Raw genomic sequence first — 15,685 nt, forward strand, 5'->3', positions numbered from 1 at the left:
CCGGCACGTAAATCGCGCGTCCTGTAGAGCGGGCGGGTGGCGCCCAACGGCTGCAAAGCACCCCCCCGCCGGTCAAAGGCCGCGGGGGTGTTATGGCGGGGGGCGGGTTGGGGGCCTTTGGGGGGCACCCGGCCGCTCGTGCGGGTACAGGGCGGTTCGTGTCGCGGGGCGTTGGGCCGCGAAAGGGCTGCAAAGCAGCCCCGATCAGGTCAAACGGCGCGGTTGAGCTTCACCCACGCCGCGAACTTGTCGATGAACGCCTGCAGGAACGGCCGGGTCTTGTCATTGAGCTTGCCCGACTCGTCGAACAGGCTCGCCGCCCCGCCGATGTACGCCTCAGGCATCTGCATGCACGGCATGTCCAGGAACACCAGGGACTGGCGCACGCCATGGTTGGCGCCAAAGCCCCCGATGGCGCCGGGCGAGACGCTCACCACCGCCGCCGGCTTGCCGCTCCAGGCGCTCTGGCCATAAGGCCGCGAGCCGACATCGATAGCATTCTTCAGGCCGCCCGGCACCGAACGGTTGTACTCGGGCGTTACGAACAACACCGCGTCGCTGCGGCGGATCTCATCGCGAAAACGGGTCCAGGCTTCCGGTGCACCCTCGGCCTCTACGTCTTCGTTGTACAGCGGCAGGTCGCCGATCTCGACGATCTTCAGGGCGAGGCTGGACGGCGCCAGCTCCCCGAGGGCCCGGGCCACCTTGCGGTTGTAGGACTCCTTGCGCAAGCTGCCGACGACGACCGCTACCGAATAGACCTGGCTCATGGTGTTTGCAACCTCTGCTGGCTAGGGAAAGTTGTAGTTATAGATGACCGATCCCCGCCACCAGAGTTTTTTTGCCATCAACAGAAAACTTCCAGCCGCCTGCACGGGTCTATGCCTGCAGCTATTTCCCAAAAATTTCAGAGGTTCTCCCGCAAATGGCAGCAATACTGGTCGGCCAATTCCACGCACGTGACGCCGAGGGCCGTATCTACCCCGTGCATGAGTACCAGGAGTCCACCCTCCAGGCCGACGGCAGCAGCCGCGGTGCGCCGATCGTGACCTACCGCCTGCCCGTCGGCGACCGCGTCCGCCACCTGGGCGAGGACCGTTTCGAATTGGCCCACAGCGGCGTCGAGCTCATCCGCATTCCTTGATGCAGTCGACCGTGTACACCCGCCCCTGGCCATGATCCTCGCGCTGCAGGCCATGGACATCGGCGACGAAGCCAGGGAAGCCGCTGTCGAAGGCCCGGGCGAAGGCCAGGTAGTCGATGATCGAACGCGTGGCCTCGGTGAAGCGCTCGCCGGGCATGATCAACGGAATACCCGGTGGGTACGGCACCAGCATCACGGCGGCCACCCGCCCCAGCAAGGCCTCGATCGGCACTGCCTCCACCTCCCCGCGCACCATCCGGTCGTAGGCCTGGGCCGGGGTCATGGCCATTTCCGGCAAGCAGGTGAACAGGCGCTTGAGCTGCTTGGCCGTGGCGTTGGCCCGGTAGCAGCCGTGCAGTTGGTCGCATAGATCGCGCAGCCCCAAACCCTGGTAGCGTGACGGGTCGACCGCCATCACGCTCGGCAGACATTGGCCCAGGGCCGTGTTGCCATCGTAGTGGCGCTTGAACTCGAGCAACTCGGTGAGCAAGGTGCTCCACTTGCCCTTGGTGATCCCCATGGAAAACAGCACCAGGAAGCTGTACAAGCCCGTCTTCTCCACCACCAGCCCCCGCTCCCAGAGGAACTTGCCCACCACCGCTGCCGGGATGCCGTGCTCACCCAAGGCGCCGCCCACCGTCAGCCCTGGCATCACCAGGGTGACCTTCAGTGGATCGAGCAGCACGTAGTCCTGCTCCACCTCGCCGAAGCCGTGCCACTCGGCGCCCGGCAGCAGCAGCCAATCCTCGGCGGCCAGGCGCTGGGCACCCTCGGTCGCTGGCGGCTGCCAGATGCTGAACCACCAGTCATCGGCAGCGATGTGCTCGCGCAGGTTGGCCAGGGCTCGGCGAAAGCTCAGGGCCTCGTCGAACATTTCCTGCAGCAGCGAGGTGCCGGCCGGCCCCTCCATCATGGTCGAGGCAACGTCCAGCGAGGCCAGGATGCTGTATTGCGGCGAGGTGGAAATGTGCATCATGAAGGCTTCGTTGAAACGGTCGCGGTCCAACTGCCGCAGGCTCCCGTCCTGCACGTGGATCATCGACGCCTGGCTGAACGCCGCCAGCAGCTTGTGGGTGGAATGGGTGCTGAACAGCAACGGGCTGTCCTCGCCTCGCGGGGTGCCCATGGCGTAGCGGCCGGCGAAGAATTCGTGGAATGCGGCGTAGGCGAACCAGGCCTCATCGAAATGCAGGACCTCGACCCGGGTGCCCAGTACCTGTTTGATCAGCCCGGCGTGGTAGCACAGCCCGTCGTAGGTCGAGTTGGTCACCACGGCCAGGCGGATGCGCGACGTTCGCCCCCGGGCCAGTGGGTTGGCGTCGATCTTCGCCTGGATCGACGCCGGGCTGAATTCGCCCAGCGGGATCGGCCCGATGATGCCCAGCTCGTTGCGTTCCGGGCACAGGTAGAGCGGGATGGCGCCGGTCATGATGATGGCGTGCACCACCGACTTGTGGCAGTTGCGGTCCACCAGGACAAGGTCATCGCGCCCGACCATGGCGTGCCACACGATCTTGTTGGCGGTGGAGGTGCCGTTGATCACGAAGAAGGTGTGGTCGGCGCCGAAGTTGCGCGCGGCCCTGGCTTCGGCCTCGGCCAGGGGGCCCGTATGATCGAGCAGCGAGCCGAGTTCGGGCACCGATACCGACAGGTCCGAGCGCAGGGTGTTTTCCCCGAAGAACTGGTGGAATGCCTGGCCTACCGGGCTCTTGCGGTAGGCCACGCCACCGCCGTGACCAGGCGTATGCCAGGAGTAGTTCGATTGCGCGGTGTGCTGCACCAGGGCCTTGAAGAATGGCGGCAGCAGGCCGTCCAGGTAGTTGTGCGCGGCGCGGGCCACCTGGCGAGCGAGAAAAGGGACGGTATCTTCGAACAGGTAGAGGATGCCACGCAGCTGATTGAGCTCGCTCATGGCCTCGGCGGGGGCATTCTCCAGCGTCACCTGTTCGCCGAGGGCGAAGATGGGCAGGTTCGGTGCGCGTTGGCGGGCCAGGCGGATCAGCTCGGCCATGTTCTGCAGCAGGCGGGTGTCCTCTCCGACGCCTTCGGCGGCGATCAGCATGCAGGCCAGGCCGTGATGGGTCGCAGCCACCAGGCGGGCCTCTGCCTGGTCGGCTGCCGCGAGAATGGCGAAACCGTCCTGGGCCAGCTCATCGGCGATGCCGCGCACCCGCTCACCGGCGACGGTGTCAGCCTTGATGGCGCGGTGGACGATGAGGATGGGGAATTTCAGGTCCTTGTACATGGCGCGGTACTACCTCCGAAGGACGGGTCCGTCCTTTCAGGGTAGAAGCTGGCCGATCAGGCTGCGAGTTGGGCCAAGAACCAGGGGGCCGCTATACGGCCCCAGACGCTGAACGTCAGCCTGCGGCCGGCTCCGTCAACGCCTGCCACATCGACGGCGCACCCGCCGACTTGGCGATCGCCGCCAGGCGCTCGGCATGGGCCTCGAGCTCTTCGGCGCTGGCCATGATCACCCGCCCCGGCTGGCGCCCGACGATCCGCCGGATCTCACTACCGGTGCCACCCTCACCGCCTTCGTCGCCCTCGACACCGTGGGCCGCCAGCGACAGGCTGGTCTGGCCACCGGTCATCGCCAGGTAGACGTCGGCCAGCAGCTCCGAGTCGAGCAGTGCGCCGTGCAGTTCACGGCCGGAGTTGTCGATGCCGTAGCGTTTGCACAACGCGTCGAGGCTGTTGCGCTGGCCCGGGTGGCGGGCCCGCGCCAGCATCAGGGTATCGATGATGGTGCAATGCTGGGATATGTCGGCACGGTCGTGCTGACCCAGCAGGGCGAATTCGTTGTTGATGAAGCCAACGTCGAACGCCGCGTTGTGGATGACCAGGTGCGCGCCCTGGATGTATTCGAAGAACTCTTCGGCGACATCGGCGAAACGCGGCTTGCCGACCAGGAAGGCATCGGTGATGCCGTGTACCCCGATCGCGCCCTCGTCACTCTCGCGGTCCGGTTGCAGGTAGACGTGGAAGTTGCGCCCGGTCAGGCGCCGGCCGATGACCTCGACGCAGCCGATCTCGATGATCCGATGGCCTTCACTGACCGGCATACCGGTGGTTTCGGTATCGAGGACGACGTACCGGTTGACTTGCTGCTCCACGCGGGTGGCTCCAACTTGCATCACATGACGAAGCCGGTGATTGTAACCCAAACCGAAATGTTGGGGGCTAGTGTGGGAGCGGGTTCACCCGCGAACACGGACGAAGTCCGTGCCAGGCATAGCGCCGCATCCTTCGCGGGTAAACCCGCTCCCACAAAGGCTCGCATTGCCATGCCCAGAGATTCAGCGCTTGGTGCGGACCTCGTCGACGCCGCGGTTGGCCAATTGGTCGGCGCGCTCGTTGCCGGGATGGCCGATGTGCCCGCGCACCCACTTCCAGGTCACTTTGTGCCGATTGACCTGCTCGTCAAGCTGTTGCCACAGGTCGGCGTTCTTCACCGGCTCCTTGGCGGCGGTTTTCCAACCGCGCTTCTTCCAGTTGGCCATCCATTCGTTGATGCCCTTCATCACGTACTGCGAATCGGTGGTCAGCACCACCTCGCATTCGCGCTTGAGGGCCATCAAGCCCTGGATCGCTGCCATGAGCTCCATGCGGTTGTTGGTGGTCTCGCGCTCGCCGCCCCACAGCTCCTTCTCGACGCCCTTGTAAATCATCAGCACACCCCAGCCACCCGGGCCCGGGTTGCCCTTGCAGGCACCATCGGTGTAGATCTCGACGCTATCGCTCATGTACTCGCTCTGTGTTATCGACGCCAGGCCCCTCAAGGCTCGCTATGGCGGCGGTTGACCTTGGCCAGCGGCAACGGCAGCAGCTTGCCCATCGGCTCGCGCCGCTCCTGGCGCAGCGGCCGCAGGCCCACCACCATCTTGCGCGCCACCACCAGGTAGACGCCGCCCCCGGCGCCCTGCCAACCGCCGGCCATGCGCTCCCACCCGGCCAGGCGTTGTTGCCAGGCCGGCGAGGCAAGCGGCGGACGATAGCACCCGAAGCGGCGTTTCTCCAGCGCGAAGCCCAGCAGGTTGAGCCAGTCACCAAGCCGCGAAGGCGAGATGCAGCGCGCCTTGCGCAGGGCGCCGCGGCTGAACCAGTGGCGGATGCCCCAGCTGCTCCAAGGGTTGATCCCGACGATCAACAGGTGGCCACCGGGGCGCACCGCGCTGGCCGCTTCGCGCAGCAGGCTGTGGGGCGACAGGCTGAAGTCCAGGCCGTGTTGCAGCACCACCACGTCGGCGGCGTGCTCGGAAAGCGGCCAGGCCTGCTCCTCGCAGACGATCTCCACCCCCGGCAACGGCGCACCGAGGCGCACGTTACGCTGTACCTGCGGCGCGTTGGGCGCCGGTTCGGCGCACGGGCCGTAGTGCACCAGGAAGCCGCCGAAAAAGCGGCCAAGCTCGTCCTCGAGGAGTTTTTCCTCCTCGCGCAGCATCATCTGCCCCAGCGGCCCATTGAACCAGTCACGGGCCAGGCAGGTCAGTTCGATCCAGTCAGGATCGGCCTGGGCAAAGGCTTTGTCGGTCATTGCGTTCTCCCTCGAAGGTTCTCCCCCTGCGCCATCGCAGTTAAGATGCCTTCATGTTCACGCCAGGCGATTCGGTTACGCACATGATACAGATCGATGCTCTTCCCGCTTTCTCCGACAATTACATCTGGCTGTTACAGGATACTGCCAAACGTCGCTGCGCGGTGGTCGACCCAGGCGATGCCGGCCCTGTGCGCGAATGGCTCGAGGCCCACCCCGGCTGGGTGCTGGAAGACATCCTGGTGACCCATCATCACCATGACCACGTCGGCGGCGTACAAACCCTCAAGCAAGCGACCGGGGCGCGGGTTTGCGGGCCGGCCAACGAGCGCATCCCGGCCCGCGACCTGGCGCTGGACGACGGCGACCGGGTCCAGGTGCTGGGCATGGACTTCCAGGTCATCGCCGTGCCAGGCCACACCCTGGGGCACATCGCCTACTACGGTGCGCCGCTGCTGTTCTGTGGCGATACCCTGTTCGCCGGCGGCTGCGGCCGATTGTTCGAAGGCACCCCCGAGCAGATGCACCAGTCCCTGTCGCGCCTGGCCGCGCTGCCGGCCGAAACCCAGGTGTACTGCACCCATGAATACACCCTGAGCAACCTGCGCTTTGCCAAGGCAGTGGAACCTTCGAACCGCGAGCTGGGTCAACGGTTCGACGACGTTACCCGCTTGCGCGCCAACGATCGCATCACTTTGCCATCCACCATCGCTCTGGAACGCGCTACCAATCCCTTTCTTCGCACGGCTGAAACATCCGTTAAACAAAAAGCAGACGAATGGAAGGGGCATTCCAATCCAAGCCAAGCTGCTGTTTTTGCTGCCTTGAGGTCTTGGAAAGACACCTTCTGATAACCCCACGATATATCGCAAAGCGTGGTCAAAGGTTGACCACGCGGGGACCGGTTTCTAGAATCGCCGAAATTTTTCGCCCGGAAACCTGTCCCAGCCGATGTCTTCCCGTAGCCGCAGAACCTCTCAATCCGTCGCCCTGACGCGTCTGGCCCAAATCAGTGCGCTGGCCCTGGCCGCCACCCTGGTGGGCTGCCAGAGCACCCGTCAGCACGACGAATCCGACAGCGTTCGCGCAAGCTACCAGGCGCGGGTCAAGCACAAGCCTGCCCCCCTGCTGGTCAAGCCAGTCGAGCAGGCGCCGCAGGATGTCTGGGAGCGCATGCGACAGGGCTTCGCCCTGCAGGACGACATCGGGGTCAACCCGCGCATCGAGCAACAGCGCCTGTGGTTCGCCAGTAACCCTACGTTCCTGGAGAGCGCGGGCGAGCGCGGCAGCCTCTACTTGCACTACATCGTCGAGCGCCTCGAAGAACGCGACATGCCGCTGGAGCTGGCCCTGCTGCCGGCGATCGAGAGCGCCTACAACCCGATGGCCTATTCCCGCGCCCATGCGGTCGGCCTGTGGCAGTTCATCCCGTCCACCGGCCGCCACTTCAAGCTGCGCCAGACCAACTTCTATGACGGGCGCCGCGACATCACCGCGTCGACCAACGCCGCGCTGGACTACCTGGGCCGCCTGCACGACATGTTCAACGGCGACTGGCTGCTGGCCCTGGCGGCCTACAATGCCGGCGAAGGCACGGTCAGCCGGGCCATCGAGCGCAACGAGCGCCTGGGCCTGCCCACCGACTACTGGAACCTGCCCCTGCCCCAGGAAACCCGCGACTACGTGCCCAAGCTGCTGGCCCTTTCGCAGGTGGTGCTGACCCCCGATGCCTATGGCGTGAACCTCAGCCCGATCGCCAACGAGCCCTACTTCGAAGCTGTCGCCATCAACGAACGCCTGGACCTGTCCCGGGTCGCCGCATTCGCCGATATCGACGAAGACGAGCTGATCCAGCTCAACCCGGCCTTCAAGAAACGCATGACCGTGGACGGTCCCAAGCAGTTGCTGGTGCCCACCGCCAAGGCGCAGTTGCTGTCTGACAGCCTGTCCAACCTCAAGCCTGAGGAACTGGTCAGCCTGCAACCGAACAAGGCGGTGTTCCAGGCCGCCCTGGCCGAGGCCAAGGCGCCGGTGAAGGCGCGCAGCTATCGGGTCAAGCGTGGCGACAACCTGAGCAGCATCGCCAAGGCTCACCGCGTCTCGGTACGTGACCTGCAGCGCTGGAACCGCCTTTCCGGCAACCGCGTCAAGGCCGGGCAGGTGCTTGCCCTGCGCGGCGGCAGTTCGAGCGGTGCCGCCAACCGCGTCGCGTCGTCCAAGCAGCGTTCTACCCAATACAAGGTCCGCAAGGGTGACTCGCTCTATGCGGTAGCCAAGCGCTTCAATGTCGAGATGAAGCACCTCAAGCGCTGGAACCCGCGCAGCGGGCATGCCCTCAAGCCAGGGCAGACACTGACCGTCTACCTGTCGCACTGATCCGAGTGCCCGGGGCCGCTGCGCGCCCCTTCGCGGCACAAGGCCGCTCCTACAGGTTTGGCGCACCCCGAGTGGCCTGCGCCATGAAAGGGCTGCAAAGCAGCCCAGAGAAAAACCCCGTCACAAACCCCACCGCCAAAACCCCCGCCACATACTCTTTTTCCATCCCAGACAAGCTGTTACTGTAGCCCGATCAAAGCCCAACGCCCCTGGATCGGATGCCGACTTGATACGTCCCCTCCTGCTGTCCCTCAGCCTGGCCTTGAGCTTTCCCGCAGTCGCGACGGTGAGCGAAAGCCACGGTTATGCGCAGTTCGGCACGCTCAAGTATCCAGCCACTTTCACCCATTTCGACTGGGTCAACCCGCAAGCGCCCAAGGGCGGTACCTTGCGGGCCATGGCATTCGGAACCTTCGATACCCTCAACCCCTATACGTTCAAGGGTTCCAGCCCGGTCAGCACGCCGAACTTCCTGCAATACGGCATCAACGAGCTGAACGAACCGCTGATGGTCGGCACCGGCCAGTACGCCCCCTCCGGCGACGAGCCCACCTCCAGCTACGGCCTGATCGCCCGCTCGGTGGAGTACAGCGAGGACCGCAGCTGGGTGGTGTTCAACCTGCGCCCCGAAGCGCGCTTCCACGATGGCCACCCGATCACCTCGGCAGACGTGGCGTTCTCGTACCGCACCCTGCTCAAGGAAGGCCACCCGATGTACCGCACCAACCTGCAGGAAGTGCGGCGGGTGGACATCCTCGGGCCCAAGCGCATCCGCTTCGTCTTCAAACGCGCCGGCAACCCCTTGCTGATCCTGCGCCTGGGCGAAATGCCGGTGCTGCCCAAGCATTACTGGAAAGGCCGCGACTTCAAAGCCACCACCTTCGAGCCGCCACTGGGCAGTGGCCCCTACCGCATCACCCAGGTGGAGCCTGGCCGGCGCCTGGTGTTCGAGCGGGTGAAGAACTACTGGGGCAAGGACCTGGCGGTCAACCGTGGCAAGTACAACTTCGACCGCGTCGAGTACGAGTTCTACCGCGACGCCACGGTGGCCTTCGAAGCGTTCAAGGCCGGCGAGTTCGACATCTACATCGAGCATCAGGCCAAGAACTGGGCCAACGGCTACAACTTCCCGGCCATTCGCCGTGGCGAAGTGATCAAGGCGCAGATCCCTCATCGCATCCCCACCCAGACCCAGGGCCTGTTCATGAACAGCCGCCGGGCCGCCTTCAGCGACCCACGGGTGCGTCAGGCCCTGGGGCTGATGCTCGACTTCGAATGGACCAACCGCGCCCTGTTCAGCAGCGCCTACCGCCGCTCGACCAGCTATTACCCCAACAGCGAATTCGCCGCCACCGGCCTGCCCACAGGCAAGGAATGGCTGTTGCTCGCGCCGTTCCGTGACGAATTGCCGGCCAGGCTGTTCACCGAGCCGTACCGGATCAGCCACACCAATGGCCGCGGCATCGACCGCAAGACCCTGCGCCAGGCCCTGGCGCTGTTCGCCAAGGCCGGCTGGAAGCTCGACGGCCAGCGCCTGGTCAATGCCAAGGGCCAGCAGTTCCGCCTGGAGCTGTTGCTGGTCAACCCGAACCTGGAGCGTATCCTCCAGCCCTACGTGGAGAACCTGGCCAGCATGGGTATCGACGCGCGCCTGCGCACAGTCGATCGTGCCCAGTACAAGCAGCGCCTGGACCAGTTCGACTTCGACATGATCCTCATGACCCTGGGCCAGACCTTGAGCCCAGGCCTGGAGCAATGGCTGTACTTCCATTCCAGCCAGTCCTCGGTCAAGGGCAGCAAGAACTACGCAGGTGTGAAGGACCCGGTGGTCGACCACCTGCTCGACACCCTGCTCGCCGCCCGCACCCGTGACGACCAGGTCGCCGCCGCCCGCGCTCTGGACCGGGTGCTGTCATGGCAGTACTACATGATCCCCAACTGGTATCTCGACAATCACCGCCTGGCCTACCGCAACCGGTTCGCCTTCGTCACCACGCCGCCCTATACCCTGGGCCTGAACAGCTGGTGGCTCAAGACCTCGGAGAAAGCCCAATGATGCCAACGCACCCTCTGCGCCGGCTGGCCGGTAGCCTGCTGCTCGCCTGCCTGAGCCTGCCCGCGATGGCCGCACCGCAGCATGCGCTCACCCTGTACGATGAGCCGCCCAAGTACCCGGCCGATTTCAAGCACTTCGACTACGTCAACCCCGACGCGCCCAAGGGCGGCACCTTCCGCCAGTCCAGCTTCGGCAGCTTCGACAGCCTCAACCCCTTCATCAACAAAGGCGTGCCGGCCGATGACGTGAGCATCATCTACGACACCCTGATGCGCCAGAGCCTGGACGAGCCCTTCACCGAGTACGGCCTGGTGGCCGGCAAGATCGAAAAGGCCCCGGACAACAGTTGGGTGCGCTTCTACCTGCGCCCCGAAGCGCGCTTCCACGACGGCCACCCGATACGTGCCGAGGACGTGGTGTTCACCTTCAATACCCTGATGAGCAAGGGCGCACCGCTGTTTCGCGGCTACTACGCCGACGTCGCCGAGGTGGTCGCCGAAGACCCGCTGCGGGTGCTGTTCAGGTTCAAGCACAAGAACAACCGCGAGCTGCCACTGATCCTCGGCCAGTTGCCGGTACTGCCCAAGCACTGGTGGCAAGGCCGGGAGTTCGACCGTGGCAACTTGGAGATCCCCCTGGGCAGCGGCCCGTACAAGGTCGCCGAGGTCAAAGCCGGCCGCTCGGTGCGCTACGAGCGGGTCAAGGACTACTGGGCCAAGGATTTGCCGATCAACCGCGGCCACTACAACTTCGACCAGATGACCTACGATTCCTACCGCGACAACACCGTCGCGCTGGAAGCGCTCAAGGCCGGGCAATTCGACTATTGGCTGGAAACCAGCGCGAAGAACTGGGCCACGGCCTACAACGTGCCCGCCGTGGAGCAAGGCCGGCTGGTCCGCGAGGAGTTGGCCAACGGCAACCCCACCGGCATGCAGGGCTTCATTTTCAACCTGCGCCGCCCCGTGTTCCAGGACGTGCGCGTACGCCAGGCCCTGAGCCTGCTGCTGGACTATGAGTGGACCAACAAGCAGCTGTTCAACGGCGCCTATACCCGCACCGGCAGCTACTTCGAGAACTCCGAAATGGCCGCCGAGGGCCTGCCGGGGCCCGATGAACTGAAGATCCTCGAACCGCTGCGCGGCAAGATTCCCGAACAGGTCTTTACCGAGCCCTTCCACAACCCGGTCAGCGACGGCAGCGGCATGATCCGCGACCAGCAACGCAAGGCCTACAAGCTGTTGCAGGAAGCCGGCTGGAAGATCGCCGACGACAAGATGGTCGATGCCCAGGGCAAGCCGGTGGTCATCGAATTCCTGCTGGCCCAGACCGAGTTCGAGCGCATCCTGTTGCCGTTCAAGCGCAACCTCGCCGACCTCGGCATCGAGCTGAACATCCGCCGCGTGGACGTCTCGCAATACATCAACCGCCTGCGCTCGCGCGACTTCGACATGATCGTCGGCGGCTACCCGCAGTCGAGCTCCCCCGGCAACGAACAGCGCGAATTCTGGACCAGCGCCGCCGCCGACAACCCCGGCAGCCGCAACTTCATCGGCCTGCGCGACCCGGCCATCGACCAGTTGGTGGAGCAACTGATCAACGCCGACTCGCGGCAAAGCCTCATCGCGCATACCCGTGCCCTGGACCGCGTGCTGCTGTGGGGCTACTACGTGATCCCCAACTGGCACATCAAGACCTGGCGCGTGGCCTACTGGAACCACATCGGCCACCCGAAGGTGTCGCCCAAGTACGACATCGGCATCAACACCTGGTGGATCAAGCCCGAAGTGACCCCAGCGGTGGCCGAGCCTGCGGCACAACAGGACGAGGCGAACTGACATGCTCGCCTACATCCTGCGCCGCCTGCTGCTGATCATCCCGACCCTGTTCGGCATCCTGATCATCAACTTCATCATCGTCCAGGCCGCCCCCGGTGGCCCGGTGGAGCAGATGATCGCCAAGCTCGAAGGCTTCGAAGGCGCCACCAGCCGTATCGCCGGCGGCGGCGCCGAAGTGGCCGTGGCCGGTTCCAACTACCGCGGCGCCCAGGGCCTGGACCCGGCCCTGATCGCCGAGATCGAGCGCATGTACGGCTTCGACAAATCGGCGCCCGAGCGCTTGTGGATCATGATCAAGAACTACGCCCAGCTGGACTTCGGCGAGAGCTTCTTCCGTGACGCCAAGGTCATCGACCTGATCATCGAAAAAATGCCCGTGTCCATCTCGCTCGGGCTATGGAGCACGCTGATCATGTACCTGGTGTCGATCCCCCTGGGGGTCGCCAAGGCCGTGCGCCACGGCAGCCACTTCGACGTCTGGACCAGCTCGGCGATCATCGTCGGCTACGCCATCCCGGCGTTCCTGTTCGCCATCCTGCTGATCGTGCTGTTCGCCGGCGGCAGCTACTTCGACTGGTTCCCCCTGCGCGGCCTGACCTCCAACAACTTCGACGAGCTTTCCACCACCGGCAAGGTGCTCGACTACTTCTGGCACCTGGTGCTGCCGATCACCGCGCTGGTCATCGGCAACTTCGCCACCATGACCCTGCTGACCAAGAACAGCTTCCTCGACGAGATCAACAAGCAGTACGTCATCACCGCCAAGGCCAAGGGCCTGAGCCGGCCACGGGTGCTGTACGGCCATGTGTTCCGCAACGCCATGCTGCTGGTGATCGCCGGTTTTCCCTCGGCGTTCATCGGCATCTTCTTCACAGGCTCCTTGCTCATCGAGGTGATCTTCTCACTCGACGGCCTGGGCCTGATGAGCTTCGAGGCAGCGATCAACCGCGACTACCCGGTGGTCTTCGGCACCCTGTTCATCTTCACCCTGCTGGGGTTGGTGGTGAAGCTGATCGGCGATCTGACCTACACCCTGGTCGACCCCCGCATCGATTTCGCCAGCCGGGAGCAATGACATGGCACTCTCCCCTCTCAATCGCCGGCGCTTCGAGCGCTTCAAGGCCAACCGCCGCGGCTGGTGGTCGCTGTGGATCTTCATCGTGCTGTTCGGCCTGAGTCTGGGCGCCGAACTGATCGCCAACGACAAGCCCATCGCCGTGCGCTACGACGGCCAGTGGTACTTCCCGGCCTTCAAGCGCTACCCGGAGACCACCTTCGGCGGCGAATTCCCCCTGGAGGCCAACTACAAGAGCCCCTATATCCGCGAGCTGCTGGCCGCGAAGGACAGCTTCGTGCTGTGGGCACCGATCCCGTTCAGCTACCAGAGCATCAACTACGACCTCAAGGTCCCCGCCCCCGCCCCGCCCTCGGCGGACAACTGGCTGGGCACCGACGACCAGGGTCGCGACGTGCTGGCGCGGGTGATCTATGGCTTCCGCGTGTCGGTGCTGTTCGCCCTGACGCTCACCGTGCTCAGTTCCATCGTCGGCGTGATCGCTGGCGCCTTGCAGGGCTACTACGGCGGCTGGGTGGACCTGGCCGGCCAACGCTTTCTGGAGATCTGGTCGGGCCTGCCGGTGCTGTACCTGTTGATCATCCTGGCCAGCTTCGTGCAACCCAACTTCTGGTGGCTGCTGGGCATCATGCTGCTGTTCTCCTGGATGAGCCTGGTGGACGTGGTGCGCGCCGAGTTCCTGCGTGGGCGCAACCTCGAGTACGTGCGCGCCGCCCGTGCCCTGGGCATGCGCAACGGCGCGATCATGTACCGGCACATCCTGCCCAACGCCATGATCTCGACCATGACCTTCATGCCCTTCATCCTCACCGGCGCCATCGGCACCCTCACCGCCCTGGACTTCCTCGGCTTCGGCCTGCCGCCCGGCGCACCCTCGCTGGGCGAGCTGGTAGCCCAGGGCAAGTCCAACCTGCAGGCGCCGTGGCTCGGCATCAGCGCCTTCGCCGTGCTGGCGATCATGCTGAGCCTGCTGGTGTTCATCGGCGAATCCGCCCGCGATGCCTTCGACCCGAGGAAATGAGATGAGCGAACAGAACCTGATCGAAGTGCGCGACCTCGCCGTGGAATTCGTCACCGGCGAGCACGTGCATCGGGTGGTCGACGGCATCAGCTTCGACATCCGCAAGGGCGAAACCCTGGCCCTGGTCGGGGAAAGCGGCTCAGGCAAGTCCGTCACCGCCCACTCCATCCTGCGCCTGCTGCCCTACCCGCTGGCGCGCCACCCCAGCGGGAGCATCCGCTATGGCGACAAGGACATGCTGCAACTGGGCGAGAAACCCATGCAGCGCATTCGCGGTGACCGTATCGCGATGATCTTCCAGGAGCCGATGACCTCGCTGAACCCGCTGCATACCATCGAGAAGCAGATCAACGAAATCCTCCTGCTGCACAAAGGCCTCACCGGCAAGGAGGCCACCGCGCGAACCCTCGAACTGCTGGAGATGGTCGGCATCCCCGAGCCGCACAAACGCCTCAAGGCCCTGCCCCACGAGCTGTCTGGCGGCCAGCGCCAGCGTGTGATGATCGCCATGGCGCTGGCCAACGAGCCGGAGCTGTTGATCGCCGACGAGCCCACCACCGCGCTCGACGTGACCGTGCAGTTGAAAATCCTCGACCTGCTCAAGGCACTGCAGGCACGCCTGGGGATGGCCTTGCTGCTGATCAGCCATGATCTGAACCTGGTGCGGCGCATTGCCCACCGGGTGTGCGTGATGCAGTGCGGCAAGATCGTCGAACAAGCCGATTGCGCGACGCTGTTCCATTCGCCGCAGCATCACTACACCAAGATGCTGATCAATGCCGAGCCCAGCGGCGCGCCGGCGGACAACCCGGTGGGGTCGCCGCTGCTGGAAGTCGAGGACCTGCGGGTGTGGTTCCCGATCAAGAAAGGCCTGCTGCGGCGCACCGTCGATCACGTCAAAGCCGTGGATGGCATCGACTTCAGCCTGCCCCAGGGGCAGACCCTTGGCATCGTGGGTGAAAGCGGCTCGGGCAAGTCCACCCTGGGCCTTGCCATCCTGCGCCTGATCGCCAGCCGCGGCGGGATCCGCTTCCATGGCCAGAATCTCGAAGGGCTCAGCCAGAAGGAGGTTCGCCCCCTGCGCCGAGAAATGCAGGTGGTGTTCCAAGACCCCTTCGGCAGCCTCAGCCCCCGCATGTGCGTGGCCGATATCGTCGGTGAAGGCTTACGGATTCACCGCATCGGCACGCCTGCCGAACAGGAAGCCGCGATCATTGCAGCACTTGAGGAAGTGGGGCTTGATCCACGAACGCGTCACCGCTACCCGCATGAATTCTCCGGGGGCCAGCGCCAGCGCATCGCCATTGCCCGAGCGCTGGTACTCAAGCCTGCGTTGATTCTGCTGGATGAGCCGACCTCGGCACTGGACCGGACCGTGCAGCGGCAGGTGGTGGAGTTACTGCGCAATCTACAGCACAAGTACAACCTGACGTACCTGTTCATCAGCCATGACCTGGCGGTGGTCAAGGCACTCAGCCACCAGCTGATGGTGATCAAGCATGGGCACGTGGTGGAACAAGGGGATGCGCAGGCGATCTTCCAGGCGCCGCAGCATCCGTATACGCGGCAGTTGTTGGAGGCGGCATTCTTGGTGGCGGTTCCGGTTGCGTAGGCTTGTATCTCATGATACTCGCCTCC

The 15,685-nt window shown here is 64.7% G+C and carries 13 protein-coding genes; 8 read left to right on the plus strand and 5 right to left on the minus strand.

Annotated features, from left to right (window positions below; genetic code table 11):
* Positions 1 to 209 precede the first annotated feature (209 nt).
* Positions 210 to 770 (minus strand): NADPH-dependent FMN reductase, encoded by a 561-nt coding sequence (locus ACNFCI_RS06165; RefSeq protein ID WP_084854711.1) that lies wholly within the window; start codon positions 768 to 770, stop codon positions 210 to 212.
* A 155-nt stretch (positions 771 to 925) separates the two neighbouring features.
* On the opposite strand from ACNFCI_RS06165, the gene ACNFCI_RS06170 reads away from it, so the two are divergent.
* Complete coding sequence (locus ACNFCI_RS06170; protein ID WP_368830128.1) at positions 926 to 1,144, plus strand: hypothetical protein; 219 nt, start codon at positions 926 to 928, stop codon at positions 1,142 to 1,144.
* Here ACNFCI_RS06170 and ACNFCI_RS06175 read toward each other — a convergent pair.
* From ACNFCI_RS06175 to ACNFCI_RS06190, 4 genes are all read right to left on the minus strand, one after another.
* Entirely contained in the window at positions 1,128 to 3,389 is a 2,262-nt protein-coding gene (locus ACNFCI_RS06175) for an Orn/Lys/Arg decarboxylase N-terminal domain-containing protein (RefSeq protein WP_368830127.1), read from the minus strand. The two genes, ACNFCI_RS06170 and ACNFCI_RS06175, sit on opposite strands and share 17 nt — an antisense overlap.
* Before the next feature lie 115 nt (positions 3,390 to 3,504).
* Positions 3,505 to 4,260: a DNA polymerase III subunit epsilon gene (dnaQ, locus tag ACNFCI_RS06180; RefSeq protein WP_324816617.1), complete on the minus strand. Its 756-nt coding sequence runs from the start codon at positions 4,258 to 4,260 to the stop codon at positions 3,505 to 3,507.
* A gap of 183 nt (positions 4,261 to 4,443) precedes the next feature.
* On the minus strand, positions 4,444 to 4,890 hold the full coding sequence (rnhA, locus tag ACNFCI_RS06185; RefSeq protein WP_084854707.1) for a ribonuclease HI: 447 nt from the start codon (positions 4,888 to 4,890) through the stop codon (positions 4,444 to 4,446).
* Between the two features lie 32 nt (positions 4,891 to 4,922).
* Positions 4,923 to 5,681, minus strand: a complete 759-nt coding sequence (locus ACNFCI_RS06190; RefSeq protein ID WP_416767654.1) for a class I SAM-dependent methyltransferase — start codon at positions 5,679 to 5,681, stop codon at positions 4,923 to 4,925.
* Positions 5,682 to 5,764: 83 nt separating this feature from the next.
* Here ACNFCI_RS06190 and gloB point away from each other — a divergent pair, with 83 nt between their 5' ends.
* The 7 genes from gloB (at position 5,765) to ACNFCI_RS06225 (ending at position 15,659) form a co-directional block, all read left to right on the plus strand.
* The gene (gene gloB / locus ACNFCI_RS06195) at positions 5,765 to 6,532 is read left to right on the plus strand and encodes a hydroxyacylglutathione hydrolase (protein ID WP_324816621.1); all 768 of its coding nucleotides are present in this window, start codon (positions 5,765 to 5,767) and stop codon (positions 6,530 to 6,532) included.
* Positions 6,533 to 6,632: 100 nt separating this feature from the next.
* A complete protein-coding gene (locus tag ACNFCI_RS06200) occupies positions 6,633 to 8,057 on the plus strand; it encodes a lytic transglycosylase domain-containing protein (protein ID WP_324816623.1) in 1,425 nt (474 codons plus the stop codon).
* A 226-nt stretch (positions 8,058 to 8,283) separates the two neighbouring features.
* Positions 8,284 to 10,113, plus strand: coding sequence for an extracellular solute-binding protein (locus tag ACNFCI_RS06205; RefSeq protein WP_416767655.1), 1,830 nt, complete (start codon positions 8,284 to 8,286; stop codon positions 10,111 to 10,113).
* Positions 10,110 to 11,951, plus strand: coding sequence for an extracellular solute-binding protein (locus ACNFCI_RS06210; RefSeq protein ID WP_324816627.1), 1,842 nt, complete (start codon positions 10,110 to 10,112; stop codon positions 11,949 to 11,951). The genes ACNFCI_RS06205 and ACNFCI_RS06210 overlap by 4 nt, the downstream gene beginning before the upstream one ends.
* Position 11,952: 1 nt before the next feature.
* Positions 11,953 to 13,026, plus strand: a complete 1,074-nt coding sequence (locus ACNFCI_RS06215) for a microcin C ABC transporter permease YejB (protein ID WP_084854702.1) — start codon at positions 11,953 to 11,955, stop codon at positions 13,024 to 13,026.
* 1 nt (position 13,027) lies between these two features.
* Positions 13,028 to 14,047 carry an ABC transporter permease gene (locus ACNFCI_RS06220; protein WP_084854701.1) on the plus strand — a complete coding sequence of 340 codons (1,020 nt, stop codon included), beginning with the start codon at positions 13,028 to 13,030 and terminating at the stop codon, positions 14,045 to 14,047.
* 1 nt (position 14,048) lies between these two features.
* Complete coding sequence (locus ACNFCI_RS06225) at positions 14,049 to 15,659, plus strand: ABC transporter ATP-binding protein (RefSeq protein WP_368830123.1); 1,611 nt, start codon at positions 14,049 to 14,051, stop codon at positions 15,657 to 15,659.
* Positions 15,660 to 15,685: the final 26 nt, after the last annotated feature.

The organism is Pseudomonas sp. NY15356, from assembly GCF_048068175.1.
Lineage (GTDB): Bacteria > Pseudomonadota > Gammaproteobacteria > Pseudomonadales > Pseudomonadaceae > Aquipseudomonas > Aquipseudomonas putida_K.